The sequence below is a fragment of the Nonomuraea sp. NPDC005730 genome (assembly GCF_040630865.1).
Classification (GTDB): Bacteria; Actinomycetota; Actinomycetes; order Streptosporangiales; family Streptosporangiaceae; genus Nonomuraea.
In genome coordinates this window covers 251,021-272,080 of the sequence record NZ_JBEXYK010000003.1, presented here as the reverse complement: position 1 = coordinate 272,080, position 21,060 = coordinate 251,021, and the positions used below count along the sequence as shown (strand labels likewise).

The window sequence follows — 21,060 nt, the reverse complement described above, 5'->3', positions numbered from 1 at the left end:
TCATTCTCGGGTCCCCACCCGGCGCCGCCCGGCCAGGTCCCCATCCGCACCCTCTTCGTGGACGCCCGCCCTCTGACACCGGGGAAGGTGCATCAGTTGGCAGGCAGTGGTTGCGGGTGGAGACCTCGCCGAACGACATCACCGACGGATCGACCGTGGTCACTACAAGATCCCTGGCAGCACCTCCTCCGACAGATCGGCGAACGCCTGCTCCTGCGCGTTGAGGTAGGTGTCCCAAGCCTGCGAGTCCCAGATCTCCAGCCGGGTGTTGGCCCCGATGACGACGCAGTCACGCTCCAGGCCGGCGTACTTGCGCAGGCTCTGCGGGATCGTGACGCGTCCCTGCTTGTCTGGTTTCTCGTCGGACGCGCTGGCGAAGAAGACGCGGCTGTAGTCACGCACCGCCTTGGCGGTGACCGGGGCGGTGCTGAGAGCCTCGGTTATGCGCTGGAACTCCTCTACTGGAAAGACGTAGAGGCATCGCTCCTGGCCTTTGGTGATCACAAGACCCTCCGCCAGCTCCTCACGGTACTTAGCCGGCAGGAACAGCCGTCCCTTGTCGTCAAGACGCGGTTGATGGGTGCCGAGGAACATCGGCGCCACCTCCCGTGCCTCAGCGAAGCGCTCAGCGCTGGCGCACCGGGCCCTCCACTGCGCACCACCATACTCCACTTCTCCCCACCGTCAACTGATTCGAACCGTCTTCATCATCAGTTTCCGTTGCGTTACCGCAGGTCAGCGGGGTGGAGCGGAGGTGGGGGGCGCCGGGGGGCGGGCCAACCCTCATGGGCGTGTCGAGGGTTCGAAAGACCGGCGATATAGGGGGTCGCGGCGGGCGCCAAGGCGGGGGTGGCGGAAAGTGGAGCGGCCGAGGGGGCCAGTGTCACGGGATTCGCACTGCTATGCGACAAGAACAGGAACATCAGCGGGGTTCCCTGGAATATCCACAAATGTCGCTCAAGAACCCGCAGCGTCGTAGGGTCGTACAGACAATGGAAAAGGAATGGCATGGCTCCCGTAATGGCACCGTGCGGGACAGCCGTCGCACTATGGAGGCCTGGTGGCACTAACCCATGACGTCCCTCCCCAGCTTGACGAGCTGGTCTCCACCGCCCACCGAATCCGGCAGGCCATCGAGTCGGTGATCGAGGGAAAGAGCGACGCCGTCCGTCTCACGCTGACCGTCCTGCTCGCCGAGGGCCACCTTTTGATCGAGGACGTGCCGGGGGTCGGCAAGACGATGCTCGCCAAGGCGCTGGCGCGGTCCATCGACTGCCCGGTGCGCCGCGTGCAGTTCACGCCCGACCTGTTGCCCAGTGACATCACCGGGGTCAGCGCCTACAACCAGCAGACGCGTGAGTTCGAGTTCAAGCCCGGACCGGTGTTCGCCAACATCGTGGTGGGCGACGAGATCAACCGCGCCTCCCCCAAGACACAGTCGGCGTTGCTGGAGTGCATGGAGGAGCACCAGGTCACCGTGGACGGCGTGACGTACCCCCTGGACGCCCCCTTCATGGTGATCGCCACCCAGAACCCCATCGAGATGGAGGGCACCTATCCCCTCCCCGAGGCCCAGCGTGACCGGTTCACCGCCAGGGTCGCCATGGGCTACCCGGAGCCGACGGCCGAGCTGGAGATGCTCGACGTGCACGGCAGCACCTCGCCGCTGGACAAGCTGGAGCCGGTCGCCACGACCGCCGAGGTGCGCGCCCTGATCGAGGCCGTGCGCGGCGTGTACGTCTCGCAGCCGGTCAAGAAGTACGCCATCGACCTCGTCGTGGCCACCCGCCACTCCCCCGACCTGCGGCTGGGCGCCTCCCCCCGGTCCACGCTGCAGCTCGTCCGCGCGGCCAGGGCGCACGCGGCGCTGGCCGGACGCGACTACGTCATCCCCGACGACCTGCAGGACCTGGCCGTGCCCGTGCTGGCCCACCGGCTGCTGCCCAGCGTCGAGGCCCAGGGCCAGCGCCGTCTGCCCGAGCAGGTGGTGACCGACCTGGTCAGGCGTGTGCCGGTGCCGGAGACGCGAGCGTCGTGAGGGCCGGACTGCGGGCGCTGACCTCCCGCGGCAGGTCGTTCCTGGCCTCGGGGATCGCGGCGCTGCTGATGGCGCTGATCCTGGGCGAGAACGACCTGTTCAGGATCGGCGTGCTGGTCACGGCGCTGCCGCTGCTGGCCGCGCTGGTGGTGGCACGTACCAGGTACCGGCTGAGCTGCGCGCGGAGGCTGGACCCGCCCAGGGCGGAGGTGGGCGGGGAGGCCACGGTGACGTTGCGCCTGGAGAACGTGACCAGGCTGCCGACCGGGCTGCTGCTGATCGAGGACACCGTGCCGTACGCGCTGGGCGTGCGGCCGCGGTTCGTGCTCGACCGGGTCGAGTCCAAGGGGGTGCGTGAGATCGACTACCGGGTCCGGTCCGACCTGCGCGGCAGGTACACGATCGGGCCGCTGTCGGTGCGCATCACCGACCCGTTCGGGCTGGTGGAGCTGACGCGGGCGTTCACGATCAGCGACACGCTCGTGGTGACGCCGCAGGTGGTGGCGTTACCGCACGTACGGCTGTCGGGCGAGTGGACGGGCGGCGGCGACAGCCGCACCAGGAGCGTGGCCGCGGCCGGCGACGACGACGTGGCGCCGCGCGAGTACCGGCAGGGCGACGACCTGCGCCGGGTGCACTGGCGCTCGACCGCCCGGTACGGCGAGCTGATGGTGCGCCGCGAGGAGCAGCAGTGGCAGAGCCGCGGCGCGCTCCTGCTGGACACCCGCAGGCACGCCCACCGCGGCGAGGGCCCGCGCTCCTCCTTCGAGGTGGCGGTCTCGGCCGCGGCCTCGATCGGCGTGCACCTCGCCCACGAGGGCCTGGGCCTGCGGCTGGTGACCGACCAGGGCGCCGAGCACCTGACCGACCAGGGGCTCAGCTACTCGCTGCTGGACACGCTCGCCATGGTGCGGCACAGCTCGGCCCGCTCGCTGGAGATGGGCGTCTCGGCCCTGCGCCAGGGCGGCGGCGACGGCCTGATCGTGGCCGTGCTCGGCGCGCTCGACCCCGAGGAGGCCAGGGAGCTGGCCAGACTCCGGCACAGCGGCGTCACCGGCGTCGCGGTCCTGCTCGACGCCGGCACCTGGGAGGGCGCCGGCCGGGGCTCGCACGAGAACTTCGACGCCGTGCAGGGCGTCCTGGCCGGTTACGGCTGGCGGATCGTCCGCCTGCCCGCCGGCACCTCCATCGCCTCGGTCTGGCCGGACGCCGCCAACCGCGGCAGGTACGCGCTCAACCCCACGGGAGGTGCGGCATGAGGCTGACGGCCGCCTCGGGTGTGGCCGCGTTCGCCGCGGCGATCCTGCTCTATCCGCTCTTCCAGGGCGGCGCCTGGTTCTGGACGTCGCTCGGCGCCGTGCTGGCCGTGATGGCCGCCGGGCTGCTCAGCTCCCGCCTGTCGCTGCCCGCCTGGGCCGCGCCGCCGGCCGGGCTGGCCGCGTTGTGGATCTTCCTGACCGTGGTCTTCGCCTCGGGCAAGGCGTGGGCGCTGGTGATCCCGACCAAGGAGTCGGTGTGGGAGCTGGGCCGGCTGATCGGGGTCGGCTGGGCCGACATCCAGCGTTACGCCGCGCCCGTGCCGTCCACGGACGGCATCACGCTGCTGACCGCGGGCGGCGTGGGCGTCATCGCGATCGCCGTGGACCTGCTGGCCGCGCGGCTGCGGCGGGCGGCGCTGGCCGGGCTGCCGCTGCTGGCGCTGGCCACGGTCCCGGCGACGATCCTGGCCGAGCCGATCAGCTGGCCCGCCTTCATCATCGCCGCCCTCGGCTTCGTCAGCCTGCTGGTCGCCGACGGGCGCGAGCGGGTGGGCCACTGGGGACGGGCGGTGCTCGTCCGCCGGACCAGGGTGGCGACCGGGCCGCGTCCGGACACCGGCGGGGCCAGGGCCGACACCAGCGGCCTGCGGCTGTCGGGCAAGCGCATCGGGTTCGCCGCCATCGCGCTGGCCGTGCTGCTGCCCGCGGCGCTGCCGGTGATGGAGCCGGTCTCCTTCTTCCAGTTCGGCGTGGGCGGCCGGGGCGGCGGCAAGGGCAACTCGATCAGCATCGCGAGCCCGATCGCCAGCCTGCGCGGGCAGCTCGAACTGCCCGAGCGGCGCGTGGTGCTCACCTACAGCAACAACGACAACAAGCCCAGGTACCTGCGGATCTACGCGCTGGACACCTTCGACGGCCAGCAGTTCGGCATGACCGAGCCGAAGGGCTCGCCGGACAACAGGACGGAGAACGGCCCGCTGCCGCCGCCTCCCGGGCTGAGCGCGAGCACGAAGGTCGGCAACGTCGTCACCAAGATCCGGATGAGCGACGAGATCGAGCGGCTGCAGTTCCTCCCGCTGCCGTACCCGCCGCGGCAGATCCGGGTGGACGGCGACTGGCGCGCCGACGTGGGCACGCTGATGGTCTTCTCCATCCCCGACGAGGCGGCCGGCCTGGAGTACGAGGTCGCCACCAGCGAGCCGGCCGCCACGCCGGAGCTGCTGGAGTCGCTGGAGGGCGTCCAGCCGAGCGTGGACCGGCGGTACCTGAAGCTGCCGGACAACCTGCCGCCGGAGATCGTCCGGCTGGCGCGTTCGCTGACCGCGCAGACCAACTCCAACTACGAGGCGGCGGTGAAGCTCCAGCAGTTCTTCACCAAGGACGGCGACTTCCGCTACGACCTGCGGACACAGGGGCACGGCAACTCCGCGCTGCGGGACTTCCTGCTGCGCGACCGTACGGGCTACTGCGAGCAGTTCGCGGCCTCGATGGCGGTGCTGGCCAGGATCGTCGGCATCCCGTCGCGGGTGGCGATCGGCTACACCGGCGGCACGAAGGTCGGCGACAACTGGACGGTCACGACCGGCGACTCGCACTCCTGGCCCGAGCTGTACTTCGAGGGCGTGGGCTGGCTGCCGTTCGAGCCGACGCCGTCGGGGACGCTGGGGCAGGGCAGCGCGCGGGTGCCGGACTACACGGTCCCGCCGGCGCCTTCCACGACGCCGTCCACCTCGCCGAGCAGCGGCGCGACCGAGTCCGGCGCCGACGACCCGATCAACCCCTCCACCCGGCGCAACCCGCGCGAGCTCGACCGTGAGGGCCTGATCGCCACGGGCGGCCTGCCGCCGGACGACTCGATGCCGCTGATCGGCAAGATCGGCCTCGGCGCGGGCGCGCTGCTGCTGCTCCTGCTGGTCCCGGCGGCGCTGCGGCTGCTCACCAGGAACCGGCGGGTGCGCGCGCTGGGCTGGAAGGTCTCCCAGCCGGCCGACGACCTGACGGCCAGGATCGCGACCGCACACCACCCGTCGGTCGCGGCCGTGTGGGCCGAGCTGGACGACGTGCTGTGCGACTACGGCATGACCCGCGGCGCCAGCGAGACCCCGAGGGCGCTGGCCAGACGGCTGAGCCGGCAGTACGAGTTCGACGCCGAGTCGGCGGCCGCCATGACGGCCATCGCGACGACGGTCGAGCGGGTGCTGTTCGCCAGGGACCCGGGCACGATCGGGCCCATGAAGAAGGACCTGCGCAAGGTGCGGCAGGCCCTGGCGGCGACGGTGTCGCGAGGGAGGCGGATGCGGGCGGTGCTGCTGCCGCCCTCGACGCTGCGGCGGCTGCGGGCGCTGGGCGAGCGCCTGCTGGACGGCTTCGACCTGCTGGAGAACATCAGGCTGCGGCGGACGGCGGCCCACAAGGGCGCCTGAGCCGCCCGCCCAGGACCGAGCGTGCGGTCGCTCCCCGGAAGGGGAACGGCCGCACGTTCGCGTATGGCGAGAAGTTCGGCGCCGGGGAGGAGGTCAGCGCTCGTCGTGACGACGGCGCCAGCGCTCTTCCATGCGCTCCATGAAGGTGCCCCGATTGGCGCGCCGGGGCTGCCTGCCCACAGCGCCCGCGCCCGGAGCCGGCGGCGAGTCGCCGAACCCGTTCATGCGCTTCCAGCTGGACAGACCCCACAGACACGCGGCGAGCATGACCACGAAACCGCCGACGCCGAGCGGGATCTGACTCATGACCACGCCGACCATCATGATCACGACGCCGAGGGCAAAGCCGATGGAGGCTTTGATCAGGCGACGCTTGTAATGGCTGCGCGGGTCACTGATCCTTACGGTGTTGGCCCACTTCGGGTCCTCGGCGTAGAGGGCCTGCTCGATCTGGTCGAGCAAGCGCTGCTCGTGCTCAGAGAGCGGCACGGCGCCTCCCAAGGACAGCCCCAGGACGGGGAAGACGGCAACGGACGACACGGGGTGTCCGAACCTCGCGGTCGGTTATCCCCAGAATACGAGGCTGTAGACGTAGGCGAAAGCAAACGTCCAACGCAGACCAAACCGGAGGTGACGTCATGGCTCCATTGTGGACCATCTCGCACCCCTTCCCCCAAAATCGCGACATCCTTCTCCTACCCGACTGACCGATCAAGTAGGACATGGGCGTCATGTCTCTATTTCATCAAGCTTGCCACGTACCAGCGACGCTGGGAGCACCGCATCGGGGCCAAATCTCCGGATCGCCTTGTCCATCGCCTGTTCGGCCTCGCGCCAGCCGGTCTCGCGCTCGCCCAGACCGAGCTGGTGGGTGGCCTCGCCGGCCGGGCGGAGGTTCTCCATCCGGACCCCGACCAGGCGCAGGCGCACCCGCTGGAGACCGGCGGCCTCGAACAGCTCGCAGGCGGTGGCGTAGATCACCTGGGCCACGTCGGTCGGCTCCCGCAGGGTGCGCGACCGGGTGATCGTGGTGAAATCGGCCCGGCGCAGCTTCACACTTACAGTTCTGCCCACGTGTCCGCCCTTACGCATCCGGGCCGCCACGCGCTCGGCCAGGCGCAGCAGCTCGCGCCGGATCACCTCGGGATCGTCGACGTCGGCCGCGAAGGTCTCCTCGTTGCCGATGCTCTTGTCGGGCACGTGCGCGGTCACCGGACGCTCGTCGCGACCCCAGGCCAGCGTCGCCAGGTGGCCGCCGACGGCCTGCCCGAGCTCGCGCTGGAGCGTGTTCAGGGGCACCCTGGCCAGGTCACCGACGGTGCGGATGCCGAGCCGTACGAGGGACTGCTCGGTGCGCTCCCCCACGCCCCACAACGCCGCGACCGGCAGCGGGTGGAGGAAGTCGACCACCTGCCCTTCGGGCACCACCAGCAGCCCGTCGGGCTTGCACTGCTTGGAGGCCAGCTTTGCCACGAATTTGCTGGAGGCCACCCCCACCGAGCAGGTGATGCCGTAGCGGTCGAGGACCTGCTCCCTGATCATGGCGGCGATCGCCGCGGGCGGGCCGAGCCGCCGCCGGGCGCCGCCGACGTCGAGGAACGCCTCGTCGGAGGCGATCGGCTCGACCAGCGGGGTGATCGAGTGGAAGATCTCCATGACGCCCCTGGAGACCTCGGAGTATTTGCCGTGGCTGGGCGGGATGATCGTGGCCTGCGGGCACAACCGGCGCGCCCTGCTCATCGGCATCGCCGAGTGGACGCCCAACGCCCTGGCCTCGTAGGTGGCGCTGAGCACGACGCCGCGCCCGGCCGGCGAGCCGACGATCACCGGGCGGCCCCGCAGCTCCGGCCGCTCCAGCAGCTCGACGCTGGCGAAGAAGGCGTCCATGTCGACGTGGAGAATCGGGCAGCCGCTGTCATCGACCCCGGTCCGCGGCGCGGGGCCGATGCCTGTGATCTGCTTGCGGGACACGCCTGCGAGTCTATCCGAACAGACGTTCCAGACTAGGGGCGGTGGCCGAGGACGTGCACCTGGGTGGCGATGTCCCGCAGCACGGGGTGGACGGCGGCGGCCTGCTCCAGCGCCGCGAGCGCGTCGGCCGCGCCGGGCTCGCCGTCGACGAGCCGGCTGGGCACCAGGTCGGCGAAGACCCGCACGCCGTGGACCGCGCCGACGGTGAAGCCCGTGGCGGTCAGCAGCTGCGCCAGGATCTCGGCGGTGAAACGCCGCGGCGTGGGGTCGCGGTCGCCCCACGTGCCGCGCGGGTCGGCCAGCACGGCCCTGGCCTCGTCGAACTGCCCGGCCAGCGCCCGGTGGATCGCGCTGGCCACGGGGTTGGCGGCCAGCACGCTGACGGCGCCACCCGGGCGCAGCAGCCCGGCGACGGCGGCCAGCGCGCCGGTGGGGTCGTCGACGTACTCCAGGACGCTGTGGCACAGGACCAGGTCGGCGCTGTCGTGGTCGAGCAGGTCGCCGAGGTCGGCGGTGTCGCCCTGCAGGCCGCGCACGCCCACGCCCTTCTCCTTGGCCCGGCGCTCCAGCGCGGCCAGCGAGTCGGGGCTGGGGTCGACGACGGTGACGGTGTGGCCGAGCTCGGCCAGCGGCACGGCGAACCCGCCGGTGCCCCCGCCGGCGTCGACGATGTCGAGCGCGTCACGGCCGACGGCCTCGGCACGCTCGGCCAGCACCGATCGCAACGCGCCCCACACGACGGCGGTGCGCACCGCCGGGGTCTTCGTGGTGACGCCTTCTGCTCGCAACGTCGGCTCGCCTCTCTCTCCTCCGCGGGCGGCCCTCGCCCTGTGCGGACGGGCCCAGCCTACGCCGTACGCGCCGTCGCCCGCAGGCCGGACCCTGACCGTCGCAGGCCGCCGCCACCCTCTTCGGCGCCCGCAGCCGCCAGGCGTCGGTCAGCAGCTCGGCCGGCCGCCAGGCGCACCAGCACCACGGCGTGCCCGTCGTAGTGGGGTGCGGAGAAGAACGTGCCGGGGACGGCGGCGATCAGCTCGCGCTTGAGCTCCTCGCCGCCCACCGGCACGGCGTGCACGCCGCCCTCCCGCGTGATCCGGGCGAACCATCTGCCGCGCGGGTAGAAGGCGGGCGGGCCGTACATGGCTTTCTCGGCGGTCTCGGGCAGCGCCAGGGCGAGGGCGCGCACCTCGATGGGGTCGATGCTCACACAGGGGCCCGACGGCCGGAAAAGGGCGCGTCGCGGCTGGTGACGCGCCACTTCCCCGGACCGGCTCACGGCCCCCGCGGAACAGGCCGGGGCCGCACCGGAAGGCCGCGCGCCGGCGCGCCTTCCGTCGCCTCTTCGCGAGTCGTACGGACCGTGTGAGTGGAACGTACCCCGAAACGGCCTTCGCGGCCTTTGTCTAAAGGGTGAGGCTTGGCTTGAGTTGCTTGAACCGGGCCAGCAGGCCGTTGATGAACTGCGGCGACTCGTCGGTCGAAAGCTCGCCCGCCAGGTGCACCCACTCGCTGATGACCACGCCCTCGGGCACGTCGGGCATCCACAGCAGCTCGTACGTGCCGCCGCGCAGCAGGTTGCGGTCGACCGCGGGCATGCGGTCGAGCGTCCAGCCCTCGGAGTAGGTGGTGATCAACTCGTCGATACGGGCATGGTGGCGGGCGACGCCCTCGACGATGGTCGAGGTGTACTCGTTGACCGGCGGCTCCTGCCGCTCGACGCGCTCGGCGAGGATCCTCAGCGGATCCTCCGAGCGCAGCTCGGCCTCGAAGAGGATGTCAAGGGCGCGCCTGCGTGCTTTGCCGCGTGCAGACACCTCAGGCCCGGCCGAGGTATTCGCCGCTGCGGGTGTCGACCTTGACCTTCTCGCCGGTGGTGATGAACAGCGGCACCTTGATCTCGGCGCCGGTCTCCAGGGTGGCGGGCTTGGTGCCGCCGGTGGAGCGGTCGCCCTGCAGACCGGGCTCGGTGTTGGAGATCAGCAGCTCGACGGCGGCGGGCAGGTCGACGTAGAGCGCCGAGCCCTCGTTGAAGGCGATCGTGGCGAGGGTGTTCTCCAGCATGTAGTTGGCGGCGGTGCCGACGGTGCGGGCGGGCACGTTGACCATGTCGTAGGTCTCGGTGTCCATGAAGACGAAGTCGTCGCCGTCCTTGTAGGAGTACTGCATCTCGCGCTTGTCGACGTTGGCCACGTCGACCTTCACGCCGGCGTTGAAGGTCTTGTCGACCACCTTGCCGGAGAGGACGTTCTTGAGCTTGGTACGCACGAACGCGCCGCCCTTGCCCGGCTTGACGTGCTGGAACTCGACAACGCTCCAGAGCTCACCGCCCTCGAGCTTCAGCACCATGCCGTTCTTGAGGTCGTTGGTCGTCGCCACTCGTTCTCTCCCGCGTGTGGCCGCTCTAAAGGACGAGCAGCTCCTTGGTGGTCTTGGTGAAAAGTTCCGGCCCGCCCTCACGGGTCACGAGGGTGTCCTCGATGCGAACCCCGCCCCGCTCGGGGAGGTAGATCCCAGGCTCGACGGTGATCGGAACTCGATCCTCTAGTCTACCGGTCCTGGAGGGGCCCAGGAACGGGTCCTCGTGGATCTCCAGGCCGACGCCGTGGCCCAGGCCGTGCCGGAAGTGCTCGCCGTGGCCCGCCGCCTCGATCAGGCCGCGGGCGGCGGCGTCGACGTCCTTGGCCGCGGCCCCCGGGGTCAGGGCGTGCCGGCCGGCCCGCTGGGCGCGCCTGACCAGGTCGTACAGGTCGCGCTGCCACGCGGCGGGCGCGCCCAGGCAGACCGTCCTGGTCATGTCGGCGTGGTAGCCGTGGTAGCGGGCGCCGAAGTCCATCGTGACCAGGTCGCCGGCGCGCAGTTCGCGGTCGGTGGGGGCGTGGTGCGGGATCGCGCCGTTCTCACCGGCGGCGACGATCGTGTCGAACGCCGGCTTGTCGGCGCCCAGCTCGGTCATGCGGTTGTCCAGGAGGCGGGCCAGGGCGCGTTCGGTGAGGCCCGGCGCGATCAGCGGGAGCACGTCGGCGAAGGCCTGGTCGGTCAGGGCGCAGGCGGTGCGGATGAGCTCCAGCTCCGCCTCGTCCTTGACCGCGCGCAGCTCCTCGACCACCGGGCCGAGCGGCACCAGGCCCCCGCCCTGACCCTTGCCGCCCTTGCCGCCCTCGCCGCCCTCGCCCAGGCCCGACTCCAGGCGGCGGAAGGTCGCCACGGTCATGGCGGCGGCCTCGATGCCCACGCCCGGCGCGGCCAGCCGGGCGGCCACGTCGGACGCCTCGACCGCGGGCACGTCGAGGGCGCGGGTCTTGTCGATGTAGCGGTTGTCGGTCGCCAGCAGCGCCGAGCCGTCCGCCCTGACCAGGACGGCCGCGTTCGAGCTGACCAGCCCGGTGAGGTAGCGGACGTTGACGGGGGAGGTGACGAGCAGCGCGGGGACCTCGTGGGCGGGCAGCGCGGCGGCCAGGCGCGCCCGGCGCGCCGCGTGGTCGATGGTCATCCCGCCAATGTACGCGCGCCCCGCCCCTCCCCCACCCCCGGTCAGGGTGGGGAAAGTGCCCGCCTCCCTCCCCCATCCGGGTCACGAGGGGGAGAGTACGCGCCCCCCTCCACCGCGCCGGTCAGGAGAGGGCGAAGTCGTTCAGGAAGGAGGCGAGCGGGCCCGACAGGGGGACGTCGCCCTTCGCCTGGGCGTTGCGCAGGTCCTGGTAGACGCCGGCGATCTGGCCGCGGGCGGGCTCGAAATGGCCGTCCTGGAGCTTCTTGGCGACCTTCCTGAGCTTGTCGTGGACCTTCTCGGCGACGCGGGGGTTGATGTCGCCGATGTCCTCCTGGGCCGTCACCGCCTCGTCGAACTTCACCAGCCAGTGGTCCCAGCCGCCCGCCGGGGTCTGCCCGCGGCCCAGGGTCACCTTGGGGCCGACGGTCTGGACCAGGCCGGTGGGGGTGTCGCCCGGGGTGAGGTCGGTGGGGCCGGCTTCGGTGAGTCCGGGGGTCGGGCCGGCGGTCGACGTGGCGTCCGGGGACAGGACGGGCGTGGGCGGCGTGCCGGCGCTCGGCTCGGCCACCGGGGTCTCCTTGCGGGAGCCGGCCCACAACACCATGGCGACGGTCACCACCGCGATGACCGCGACGGCGATCCCCATCTGGATCAGCAGCTTGTTGCCGGTACGCGGCGGCGCCGAATCCAGCTCGGCCGACTCGTAGACGGCGGTGTCGCCGGCTCGCGGGACGCCGTTGAAGTCGTAGACCCGGGTGTCGCCCGGCCGGCCCGCCGGGGCTCCGGCGGGGTTCGCGGCGGCGGGGTTCGGGGCCGTGGGGGCCGCTCCTGGAGCCGCGCCGGGCCGGGCGATGGCGGCCAGGGCCCGGCGGACGGGCTCGCCGCCCGAGGGCCGCCTGGCGGGGTCGGGCGCGAGCATCGCGAGGACGAGCCGGTCCAGCTCGGCGGGGATCTCGGGCCGGATCGCGCTGGGCGGGACGACCCCCTGCCCGGCACTCCCGGCACCCGCACCACCGGCGGCCTCGGCTCCCGGGGCCCCGACTTCGGGGGACGCGCCGGGGGACGCGGCGGAGGGCGGCGGGGTGGCGCGCATGCCGGTTACCGGAATGTCAGGGGTGGCAGCGGGCGGGCGGCCGCAGAGGAGCTCGTAGCAGACGGCACCGAGGGCGTACAGGTCGGCGGCGGCCGTGGCGGGACGGCCGGAGGCCCGCTCAGGGGCGAGGTAACGGCGTTCGGCCTGGGACGGCTCCTCGTCCGGCAGCCCGAACCCGACGACCTTCAGCACGCCGCTGGCCGCCCGCCGGAAGCTGCCTGAGTCGATCTGCCCGTGGAACACCCCGGCGCGGTGCGCGGCGTCCAGCCCCGCGGCCGCCTGGCCGACCAGGTCGCACACCTCGACGATCGGCATGGGACCCTCGGCCGCCAGGTCCTCCCCCACGCTGGTCCCGGTGAGGAACTCGGTCACCAGGAAGGGGGCGCCCTCCTGGTCGCCCACGTCGAGGACCATGGCCACGTTGGGGTGGATCACCCTGGCCACCGCCTGGGCGTGCTGCTTCAGCGCCTCCCTGGCGGCCTCGCCGGCCGCGCCGGCGCCCAGGATCTTCACGGCCACGACCCAGTCGGCGCGGGTGTCGTAGGCCCGCCACACCTCACCCATCGGACCGCTGCCGATGAGCTCGTCAAGCCGGTACCGGTCGGCGACCATCGAAGGCGTAGCGTCGGACATATCCCCGCCAAAAACTCGAAAAGTGGGCTATTTCCGACCCACCATAGGGCCCTCCAGCCCCTCCCCGCCCCATGATCCACACTTCGCACCCGCCGTCGCACAGCGTCTGCCGTCCCTCGACATAACGAAATTCGTTATTTACGATTATCGTTATGTCCATGAAATGGATCAACCGGCTCGAGGTCGTGTTGAGCATCGGTCTCGTCCTCGGCTGCGTCGGCGCGCTCACCGCCCTGGGCGCAACCGTCCTGATCGCCGTGTTCGGCACGGCCAACGGCATCGGCGTCCCGCTGCACGTCTCCGGCGTGACGCCGCCCGTGACCCCCGTCCCTGGGGTGGAGATCGTCAGCGCCGCGGCCGACGTGACCCTCCGTCCCGTGGGGCCCTCGCCCGCGGCGGCGCTGCTCTACCTCCTGCTGTGGGCGCCGCCCACGGCGACCGGACTGCTCGCGCTGTACACCGTGGTCCGCGCGCTGCGCAGGGCGCGGTCGGGCGACCGGGCGCTGTTCTCCGCGGTGACGGCCGGGCACCTGCGGCGGCTGGGCTGGATCCTGATCGCCGGTTCGCTCGTGTCGGCCGGGCTCGGCACGGCGGCGCAGGCCATACTGTCCGGCATGCTGCTGACGACCGGTCCGGCGTTCGTCCCGGCGCCGGGCGTGCCGCTCGCGGGCCTCGTGGCGGGCCTGTGCGCGCTCGGGGTCTCGGAGATCGTCCGCCGGGGCGTGGCGCTGCTCGACGAGGTCGAGGCCACGATCTGATGCCCGAAGGCACCATCCGGGTACGCCTGGACGAACTGCTCGCCCAGCGCGGCATGACGCTCACCGAGCTGTCGCACAAGGTCGAGATCACCGTGGTGAACCTGTCGATACTCAAGAACGGCCACGCCAAGGCGATCCGCTTCTCCACGCTGACCAGGCTGTGCGAGGCCCTGGGCTGTCAGCCCGGCGATCTGCTCACCTACGACTGAGGGCGGGTGGCCGTACGGCCACCCGCCCTCAGCGGAATTCCGGTCAGGCCGTCGCGGGCTCCGGCGCGCGCGGCGTGCGGGCGGCCGCGGCCGGGGCGTCGTCGAGCGGCTGCGGCGGCGCGTTGAAGACCGCCTCGTCCAGGCGGCCCTCCGAGCGGGCCACCAGGACCGGGACGACCATCTGGCCGGCCACGTTGGTCGCGGTGCGGATCATGTCGAGGATCGGGTCGATCGCCAGCAGCAGGCCGACGCCTTCGAGCGGCAGGCCCAGCGTGCTCAGCGTGAGCGTCAGCATGACGATCGCGCCGGTCAGACCGGCGGTGGCGGCCGAGCCGACGACCGAGACGAACGCGATCAGCAGGTAGTCCCCCACCCCGAGGTGCACGCCGAACACCTGGGCCACGAAGATCGCGGCGAGCGCCGGGTAGACCGAGGCGCAGCCGTCCATCTTGGTGGTGGCGCCGAAGGGCACCGCGAAGGAGGCGTAGTCACGGTCCACGCCGTTGCGCTCGACGGTGACGCGCTGGGTCAGGGGCAGCGTGCCGACCGAGGAACGGGAGACGAAGGCCAGCTCGATGGCGGGCCAGGCGTTGCGGAAGAACGTGATCGGGTTGACCTTGCCCCAGACCGCGAGCAGCGTCGGGTAGACGGCCAGCAGGACGATGAAGCAGCCGACGTACACGCCGACGCTGAACTTGGCCAGCGGGGCCAGCAGGTCCCAGCCGTAGGTGGAGACGGCCTTGCCGATGAGGCCGGCGGTGCCGATCGGGGCCAGGCGGATGACCCACCACAGGGCCTTCTGCACCAGTTCGAGCACCGAACGGCTGAGGTTGAGGAACGGCTCGGCCTTCTCGCCCACCGCCAGGGCCGCCGCGCCGAGGACGACACCCAGGAAGACGATCTGGAGGACGTTCACCTCGGTGAAGGCCGTGACGATGTTGGTGGGCAGGATGCCGGTGACGAAGTCGAGCCAGGTGCCGGCGCCCTCGGTGTCGACGGCCTTGGCCGCGCCGGTGTCGAGGGTGACGCCCTGGCCCGGGTTGATGATCAGGCCGAGCGCGATGGCGAAGGCCACCGAGACGAACGCGGTGATCAGGAACCACAGCAGGGTCTTGGAGGCCAGGCGGGCGGCGCCGTTGACGTTGCGCAGGTTGGCCACGCTGACCAGGACGGCGGTGAACACCAGCGGCGGCACGGCCAGCTTGAGGAGCTGGACGAAGAGCTTGCCGACCTGGGTCAGCGTCTCGGCCAGCCAGGCCACGTCCCAGATCTTGGCGACGAACCCCAGGGCGACGCCGGCCACGAGGCCGAGCAGCAGCTGAAGGGAGAAGGTGAATCTCTTCACGGAAGGAAGGCTCCGGAAGTCGGGCACGCCACAGCGAAGGGAGGCATGCGAGTGAGGAAGGGGGGAGTCTGGGGGACGCGCCGATCAGCGACAGAGGGATCCGTGCAGACGGCACAGATCCACGTGCAGACGCTCGACGAGCCGCACGATGACCACAGAGAACCTCACGAGGACGTACAACACCATGCGAAACGGGGCATATTCCCGCTCGACATTGTGACGTGCGTCACACCCCTTCCGGAGCCCGTCCGATCAGGCGGCCAGCTCCTTGACCTTCTCCAGCAGGCGGACGCGCTCCTCGTGGGTACGGCCGAGCGGCGCGACGTTGAGCGTCGTCACCCCCGACTCCTTCAGCGCCGCGATCCGGTCGCGGACGAAGCCCTCGCTGCCGATCAGCGACATGTTCTCCAGCAGCTCGGCGGGCACCAGCGCGGCGGCCTCGTCCTTCTTGCCCTCCAGGTAGAGGTCCTGGATCTGCTCGGCCTCCTTCTCGTAGCCGTAGCGCCGGGCCAGGTCGTTGTAGAAGTTCTTGCCCTTGGCGCCCATGCCGCCGATGTACAGGGCCGCCATCGCCCGGCCGAACTCGCGCAGCCCGGCCACGTCGTCGCCGATGGCCAGCGCCGCCTGGGCGATCACGTCGAGCTCGCCCAGCTCGGGGTCGCGCTTCGCCCGGCCGGCGGCCAGCGAGGGGCCCCACACGTCGGCGGCCTTCTCCGGGTAGTAGAAGATCGGCTCCCAGCCCTCGGCCAGCTCGGCGGTCATCTCCACGTTCTTGGGGCCGATGGCGGCGACCACGATCGGGATGCGCGGGCGCACCGGGTGGTTGATGATCTTCAGCGGCTTGCCCAGGCCGGTGCCCTCCCCGGCGGGCAGCGGCACCTGGTAGTTGCGGCCCGCGTGCTCCAGCCGCTCGCGCCGCCACACCTTGCGGCAGATCTCGATGACCTCCCTGGTACGCCCGATCGGCGCGGTGTACGGCACCCCGTGGAAGCCCTCGATGACCTGCGGCCCCGACGTCCCGATGCCCAGCGTGAAGCGCCCGTCGGAGACGAAGTCCATGCCCGCGGCGGTCATGGCCAGCAACGTCGGCGTGCGGGAGTAGATCGGCAGGATGCCCGAGGCGATCTGCACCCGCTCGGTCTTGGCCGCGATGTAGCCCATCTGGCTGACGGCGTCGAAGCTGTACGCCTCGGCGACGAAGACGATGTCGAGGCCCGCCTTCTCGTAGTCGGCCAGCTCGGTGACCGTCTCCTTGAAACCGCCCGAGTAGTTGAGTGCCATACCGATGCGCATGCCGGGCTCCCGATGAACCGAATGTTGTTCCGTTGCGACGTCAACAGGTTAGCGTGTCGGCGTGTCGCACGGCGAAGCACTAGCCTGGTTCGGGTGCTGAGCCGGGTCGTCGTCATCGCCTCCGCAGTGGTCGCCCTGGCCCTGGCGGGTCATTCGCTGATCCCGTCGCTCGGCGGGTTCACGCCCGTCCTGGAGAGCCTGCTCCCCTGGATGGGGGTGGCGGTGCCGCTGCTGCTGCTCCTCGCCCTGCTGGCGCGGTCCAGGGCGGCCGCGCTCGCGGCGCTGGCGCCCGGCCTGGTGTGGGCGGCGATGTTCGGCTCCACGCTGCTGGCCGCGCCGCCCGGCGGCCCCAGCGACCTGGCCGTGGGCACGGTCAACGTGGGCGTGCGCAACAGCGCGTCCGGCGAGGCGGTCAAGGCCATCGCCGAAGAGCTCGACCTGCTGGCCGCCCAGGAGCTGACCCCCGGCGGGCCCGCGGCCAAGCAGCTCAACAAGATGTTCCGCTACCACTACCCGGTCAGCACGGTCGGCCTGTGGAGCCGCTACCCGATCAGCGAGACCCGCCCGCTCGACGTCGGCATGGGCTGGCCGCGGGCGCTGCGCGCGGTGGTGAGCACCCCCAAGGGCAAGGTCACCGTCTACGTCATGCACCTGGCCTCGGCCAGGCCCGGCCACACCGCCTCCCGCGACGCCTCCCTGGCCCACGCCCGCCGGCTCGTCGACGCCGACCCCAGCAAGCGCGTCCTGCTGCTCGGCGACCTCAACACCGCCACCACCGACCGCGGCATGCGCGGGCTGACCCCGCCGCTGACCGACGCCCAGAGCGTGGCCGGCGACGGGTTCGGGTTCACCTGGCCGGCCGAGTTCCCGATCACCCGGCCCGACCACATCCTGTTCAGGGGCATGACGGCGACCAGGGCGGGGGTGGCCCCGGCGACCGGCAGCGACCACCGCGCGGCGATCGCCTCGCTGCGTTTCTAGCGGCCTTCCAGCAGCTCCAGGTCCTGCGGCGTGTCGATGTCGGCCGGGTCGCCGTGCTCGTCGCAGGCGACCTCGGTGACCAGCCCGGGATGCGCCTTCATGAACGCCCGCGCCCCCACGTCGCCCACCGCCAGCTCCGCCACCCCGGCGAAGTGCTCGCGCGCGATCAGCACCGGGTTCGCCCGCCGCCCGCCGTACGTGGCCACCGCCAGCCCGGCCCCCGAGCCGGCCAGCGCCCGCACCGCGCCCGCCCGGACGAGGGGCTGGTCCACCAGCGCGACCACCACGGCCGTCGCCTCCGGCGGCAGCGCGGCCAGCCCGGCGCGCAGCGAGGACCCCATGCCGGTGTGCCAGTCCGGGTTGCGCACGCTGACCGCCCCGCGCACCTGTACGGTCGCCGCGCCCAGCACGACCACCACCGGATGGCAGCCGCCCTCCGCCAGCAGACGCACCCCGCGGTCGACCAGCCGTTCGCCGCCGAACTCCACGAGCGCCTTGGGCGTGCCCAGCCGGGCGCCCTCCCCCGCGGCGAGCAGCAGCCCGGCGATCACGCCGGCTCCCCGTGGATGCGCCCGCCGGTCTGCGACAGGGGCCGGCCCGAGCCACCCCACCGCAGCTGGATCAGCTCGGCGGCGATCGACACGGCCGTCTCCTCCGGTGTGCGGGCGCCGAGGTCGAGGCCGATGGGCGATCTCAGCCGGGCCAGCTCGGCCTCGGTGAGCCCCGACTCGCGCAGGCGGGCCAGCCGGTCCTCGTGCGTACGGCGCGAGCCCATGGCCCCGATGTAGCCCGCCCCGGTCCGCAGGGCCACCTCCAGCAGCGGCACGTCGAACTTGGGGTCGTGGGTCAGCACGCAGATCACCGTGCGCTCGTCCACCTGCACCGAGGCCAGGTAGTCGTGCGGCCACTTGACCACCACCTCGTCGGCCTCGGGGAACCGCTTGGGGGTGGCGAAGACCGGCCGGGCGTCGCAGACGGTGACGTGGTAGCCGAGGAACTTGCCCACCTTGGCGACGGCCGCGGCGAAGTCGATCGCGCCGAAGACCAGCATGCGCGGCGGCGGCGCGAACGACTGGACGAACACCGACAGGTCGTCCAGCCGCCGCTCGCCGTGCCCGCCGTAGTGCCTGATGCCGGTCAGGCCCTGGGCGAGCATGCCGCGGGCGTCGTCGTCCACGGCCTCGTCGAGGCGGTCGAGGCCCAGGGTGCCCGAGGAGCGGCCGGGCCAGACGATCCGGCGGGCGCCGATCGGGCCGGGGCCGGCGACGATGGTGGCGACCGCGACCGGCTGGTGCGCCTCGACCGCGGCGAAGATCTCGCCCAGCTCGGGGAAGGTCTCGATGGAGACCGGCTCGACCAGGATGTCGATGATGCCGCCGCAGGTCAGCCCGACGGCGAAGGCGTCGTCGTCGCTGACGCCGTACCGCTGCAGGACGGGTGTGTCGGCCTCGGAGGCCAGCTCGAAGACCGCCCCCTCGACGCACCCGCCCGAGACGCTGCCCACCACCTCGTCGCCGCGCACCGCCATCGCCGCGCCCGGCGGGCGTGGCGCGCTGCTGAACGTGCTCACCACGGTCGCCAGCCCGAACCTGAGCCCCGACCTCCACCACCGCATGATCTCCGGGAGCACGTCACGCATGGGCGAGCCTTTCGCTGAGTTCCTCGTAGGCGGCCAGGCTGTGCCCGGCCACCAGATCGTCCAGATGCGGCAGGGCGGCCCGCATGCCTCCGGTCAGCGGCTGGTAGTCCGCATGTCCCTTGTGCGGATTGACCCAGATGAGCCGGTACGCCTGCCGGGCCAGCCTGGCGAGCTGGGCGCCCAGGAGCGCGGGGTCACCGCGTTCCCAGCCGTCGGAGGCGATGACCACGATCGCCCCCCGGGCGCTGTGACGGATCAGGTACTCCTTGAACTCCTCTCCGAGCCGGGTCCCGCCGCTCCAGTCGGGGATGGCCGCGGACGCCGCGTTCAGCGCCGTACCCGGGTCGCGGTGGCGCAGCTCCGCGGTGACCTCGGTGAGCCGGGTGCCGACCGAGTAGACCCTCGTGGCCCGCGGCTCGCTCCTGACCAGCGCGTGGGCGAAGCGCAGCAGGGTCTCGGCGTAGGGGGCCATCGACCCGCTGACGTCCACGAACAGCACCACCTGCCGGGGCCTGGTCGTGTGCCGGCGGCGGCGGAGCCGGGCCACCTCGCCGTTGCGCAGCGCCTCACGCACGGTGCGACGCTGGTCCAGCCTGCCCCGGTGGGCCCGCTCGAAACGGCGTGAGCGGCGCGCGGCCCGGCCACGGCCGAGCAGGGCCAGCATGCGGTGCACCTCGGCCCGTTCTGCCTCGGTGAGCCGGGCGACGTCCCGGTGCCGCAGCACCTCGGCGCGGCTGGCCGTGGCCGGGGCTGCGGCGTCCTCGCCCGCCCCTGCCTCGTCGCCGTCGCCGGCCGCCAGGTGCCGGGTGACGCTGGTCGTCCCGGTACGGGCCACCGCCGCCCGCCGCCCGCCGAAGTAGGCGGCGAAGCAGCGGTCGTAGCGGGGCAGGTCGTCGGGCGTGGCGCACAGGGTGAGCCGGCCGGCCCAGTAGAACGCCTCCCGGTCTCCGGCGTCGAGGTGGCCGAGGGCCTGCAGCAGGCTCCGCGTGCGCTCGTGGTCGGCGTCCACGCCCGCCGCGCGCAACGTCCTGACGAAGCCCGTCACGGTCCGGACCAGCTCATCCACCGGACAGCAGCCCGTCGGCCAGGACGGCGGCGACGTCCTCGCGGTACTTCAGCGCGGCGCCCAGGGTGGCCGCGGCCAGGTCGGGGTCGAGCTCCCTGGCCCCGAGCGTGAGCAGCGCCTCGGTCCAGTCGAGCGTCTCGGCCACGCCCGGCGGCTTGACCAGGTCGGCCCGCCGCAGCCGCTCGGCCGCCCGCGCCACCTGCAGAGCCAGCTCCTCGGTGCAGCCGGGCAGGCGGCGCAGCAGGATCGCGACCTCGCGGTCGAAGCTCGGGTGCTCCAGCCAGTGGTAGAGGCAGCGCCGCTTGAGCGCGTCGTGCACCTCGCGGGTGCGGTTGGAGGTCACCACGACGACCGGCGGCGTCGCGGCCCTGATCGTGCCCAGCTCGGGGATGGAGACGGTGAAGTCGGAGAGCACTTCGAGCAGGAACGCCTCGAACTCGTCGTCGGCCCGGTCGATCTCGTCCACCAGCAGCACGCTCGGCTGGGTCTCCACGGCCTTCAGCAGGGGACGGGCGATCAGGAAGCGGCGGTCGTAGATCTCCCCCTCCAGCCGGGCGGCGTCGGTGATCCCGGCGGCCTCGGCGGCCTTGAGGTGGAGGAGCTGGCGGGCGAAGTCCCAGTCGTACAGCGCCTGGGACGCGTCGAGGCCCTCGTAGCACTGCAGCCGGATCAGCGGGGCCTTGAGCAGCGTCCCGAGGGTCTTGGCCAGCTCGGTCTTGCCGACGCCCGCCTCCCCCTCCAGGAACAGCGGCCGCCCCATCCGCAGCGCCAGGAAGGCGGCCGTGGCCAGCCCCCGGTCGGCCAGGTAGTCGTGCCGGTCGAGCAGCTCGATGAGCTTGTCCGGCGACTCGATGTCCATTGC

At 72.1% G+C, this 21,060-nt stretch carries 21 protein-coding genes; 6 read left to right on the top strand and 15 right to left on the bottom strand.

Translation table 11 applies throughout. The features are described 5' to 3' along the window. Nucleotides 1-162: 162 nt before the first annotated feature. Nucleotides 163-594 carry a division/cell wall cluster transcriptional repressor MraZ gene (gene mraZ / locus ABZ444_RS06295; protein ID WP_357993431.1) on the bottom strand — a complete coding sequence of 144 codons (432 nt, stop codon included), beginning with the start codon at nucleotides 592-594 and terminating at the stop codon, nucleotides 163-165. 466 nt (nucleotides 595-1,060) lie between these two features. On the opposite strand from mraZ, the gene ABZ444_RS06290 reads away from it, so the two are divergent. The 3 genes from ABZ444_RS06290 to ABZ444_RS06280 are packed head-to-tail and all read left to right on the top strand — an operon-like array spanning nucleotide 1,061 to nucleotide 5,720. Further along, a complete protein-coding gene (locus ABZ444_RS06290) occupies nucleotides 1,061-2,038 on the top strand; it encodes a MoxR family ATPase (RefSeq protein ID WP_352326975.1) in 978 nt (325 codons plus the stop codon). Beyond that, on the top strand, nucleotides 2,035-3,297 hold the full coding sequence (locus ABZ444_RS06285; RefSeq protein ID WP_357993428.1) for a DUF58 domain-containing protein: 1,263 nt from the start codon (nucleotides 2,035-2,037) through the stop codon (nucleotides 3,295-3,297). The genes ABZ444_RS06290 and ABZ444_RS06285 overlap by 4 nt, the downstream gene beginning before the upstream one ends. After that, entirely contained in the window at nucleotides 3,294-5,720 is a 2,427-nt protein-coding gene (locus ABZ444_RS06280; protein WP_357993425.1) for a DUF3488 and transglutaminase-like domain-containing protein, read from the top strand. The genes ABZ444_RS06285 and ABZ444_RS06280 overlap by 4 nt, the downstream gene beginning before the upstream one ends. Nucleotides 5,721-5,813: 93 nt before the next feature. Here the strand turns inward: ABZ444_RS06280 and ABZ444_RS06275 are convergent, their stop codons facing one another. From ABZ444_RS06275 to ABZ444_RS06240, 8 genes are all read right to left on the bottom strand, one after another. Further along, nucleotides 5,814-6,209, bottom strand: coding sequence for a DUF3040 domain-containing protein (locus ABZ444_RS06275; protein ID WP_357993422.1), 396 nt, complete (start codon nucleotides 6,207-6,209; stop codon nucleotides 5,814-5,816). Between the two features lie 240 nt (nucleotides 6,210-6,449). Beyond that, complete coding sequence (dinB, locus tag ABZ444_RS06270) at nucleotides 6,450-7,691, bottom strand: DNA polymerase IV (RefSeq protein ID WP_357993419.1); 1,242 nt, start codon at nucleotides 7,689-7,691, stop codon at nucleotides 6,450-6,452. 32 nt (nucleotides 7,692-7,723) lie between these two features. Then, on the bottom strand, nucleotides 7,724-8,479 hold the full coding sequence (locus tag ABZ444_RS06265) for a methyltransferase domain-containing protein (protein ID WP_357993416.1): 756 nt from the start codon (nucleotides 8,477-8,479) through the stop codon (nucleotides 7,724-7,726). Nucleotides 8,480-8,538: 59 nt separating this feature from the next. Continuing rightward, complete coding sequence (locus tag ABZ444_RS06260) at nucleotides 8,539-8,898, bottom strand: hypothetical protein (RefSeq protein ID WP_357993413.1); 360 nt, start codon at nucleotides 8,896-8,898, stop codon at nucleotides 8,539-8,541. A gap of 196 nt (nucleotides 8,899-9,094) precedes the next feature. Further along, on the bottom strand, nucleotides 9,095-9,505 hold the full coding sequence (nusB, locus tag ABZ444_RS06255; RefSeq protein ID WP_357968019.1) for a transcription antitermination factor NusB: 411 nt from the start codon (nucleotides 9,503-9,505) through the stop codon (nucleotides 9,095-9,097). Nucleotide 9,506: 1 nt separating this feature from the next. Beyond that, nucleotides 9,507-10,067 carry an elongation factor P gene (gene efp, locus ABZ444_RS06250; protein WP_352326968.1) on the bottom strand — a complete coding sequence of 187 codons (561 nt, stop codon included), beginning with the start codon at nucleotides 10,065-10,067 and terminating at the stop codon, nucleotides 9,507-9,509. A 25-nt stretch (nucleotides 10,068-10,092) separates the two neighbouring features. Beyond that, nucleotides 10,093-11,181, bottom strand: a complete 1,089-nt coding sequence (locus tag ABZ444_RS06245) for an aminopeptidase P family protein (RefSeq protein ID WP_357993410.1) — start codon at nucleotides 11,179-11,181, stop codon at nucleotides 10,093-10,095. A 121-nt stretch (nucleotides 11,182-11,302) separates the two neighbouring features. Further along, complete coding sequence (locus tag ABZ444_RS06240; protein ID WP_357993407.1) at nucleotides 11,303-12,886, bottom strand: serine/threonine-protein kinase; 1,584 nt, start codon at nucleotides 12,884-12,886, stop codon at nucleotides 11,303-11,305. Nucleotides 12,887-13,065: 179 nt separating this feature from the next. On the opposite strand from ABZ444_RS06240, the gene ABZ444_RS06235 reads away from it, so the two are divergent. Both ABZ444_RS06235 and ABZ444_RS06230 read left to right on the top strand, forming a co-directional pair. Continuing rightward, a complete protein-coding gene (locus ABZ444_RS06235; RefSeq protein WP_357993404.1) occupies nucleotides 13,066-13,665 on the top strand; it encodes a DUF2975 domain-containing protein in 600 nt (199 codons plus the stop codon). Further along, nucleotides 13,665-13,874, top strand: coding sequence for a helix-turn-helix transcriptional regulator (locus ABZ444_RS06230; RefSeq protein ID WP_357993401.1), 210 nt, complete (start codon nucleotides 13,665-13,667; stop codon nucleotides 13,872-13,874). The genes ABZ444_RS06235 and ABZ444_RS06230 overlap by 1 nt, the downstream gene beginning before the upstream one ends. A gap of 43 nt (nucleotides 13,875-13,917) precedes the next feature. Here the strand turns inward: ABZ444_RS06230 and ABZ444_RS06225 are convergent, their stop codons facing one another. After that, entirely contained in the window at nucleotides 13,918-15,219 is a 1,302-nt protein-coding gene (locus ABZ444_RS06225) for a dicarboxylate/amino acid:cation symporter (protein ID WP_357993398.1), read from the bottom strand. A 252-nt stretch (nucleotides 15,220-15,471) separates the two neighbouring features. Continuing rightward, complete coding sequence (locus ABZ444_RS06220; RefSeq protein ID WP_357993395.1) at nucleotides 15,472-16,512, bottom strand: LLM class F420-dependent oxidoreductase; 1,041 nt, start codon at nucleotides 16,510-16,512, stop codon at nucleotides 15,472-15,474. 93 nt (nucleotides 16,513-16,605) lie between these two features. Between ABZ444_RS06220 and ABZ444_RS06215 the strand changes: the two genes are divergently transcribed. Next, entirely contained in the window at nucleotides 16,606-17,493 is an 888-nt protein-coding gene (locus tag ABZ444_RS06215; RefSeq protein WP_357993393.1) for an endonuclease/exonuclease/phosphatase family protein, read from the top strand. Here ABZ444_RS06215 and ABZ444_RS06210 read toward each other — a convergent pair. Genes ABZ444_RS06210 through ABZ444_RS06195 form a run of 4 tightly spaced genes read right to left on the bottom strand, consistent with a single transcriptional unit; the run spans nucleotide 17,490 to nucleotide 21,057 of the window. Next, nucleotides 17,490-18,041, bottom strand: coding sequence for a nucleotidyltransferase family protein (locus ABZ444_RS06210; RefSeq protein WP_357993948.1), 552 nt, complete (start codon nucleotides 18,039-18,041; stop codon nucleotides 17,490-17,492). The genes ABZ444_RS06215 and ABZ444_RS06210 overlap by 4 nt on opposite strands. Continuing rightward, nucleotides 18,041-19,132 (bottom strand): XdhC/CoxI family protein, encoded by a 1,092-nt coding sequence (locus ABZ444_RS06205; RefSeq protein ID WP_357993390.1) that lies wholly within the window; start codon nucleotides 19,130-19,132, stop codon nucleotides 18,041-18,043. Before ABZ444_RS06205 ends, ABZ444_RS06210 begins: the two co-directional genes overlap by 1 nt. Beyond that, entirely contained in the window at nucleotides 19,125-20,198 is a 1,074-nt protein-coding gene (locus ABZ444_RS06200; protein ID WP_357993387.1) for a VWA domain-containing protein, read from the bottom strand. Before ABZ444_RS06200 ends, ABZ444_RS06205 begins: the two co-directional genes overlap by 8 nt. Further along, nucleotides 20,191-21,057: a MoxR family ATPase gene (locus ABZ444_RS06195; RefSeq protein ID WP_357968000.1), complete on the bottom strand. Its 867-nt coding sequence runs from the start codon at nucleotides 21,055-21,057 to the stop codon at nucleotides 20,191-20,193. Before ABZ444_RS06195 ends, ABZ444_RS06200 begins: the two co-directional genes overlap by 8 nt. Between the last annotated feature and the right edge of the window lie 3 nt (nucleotides 21,058-21,060).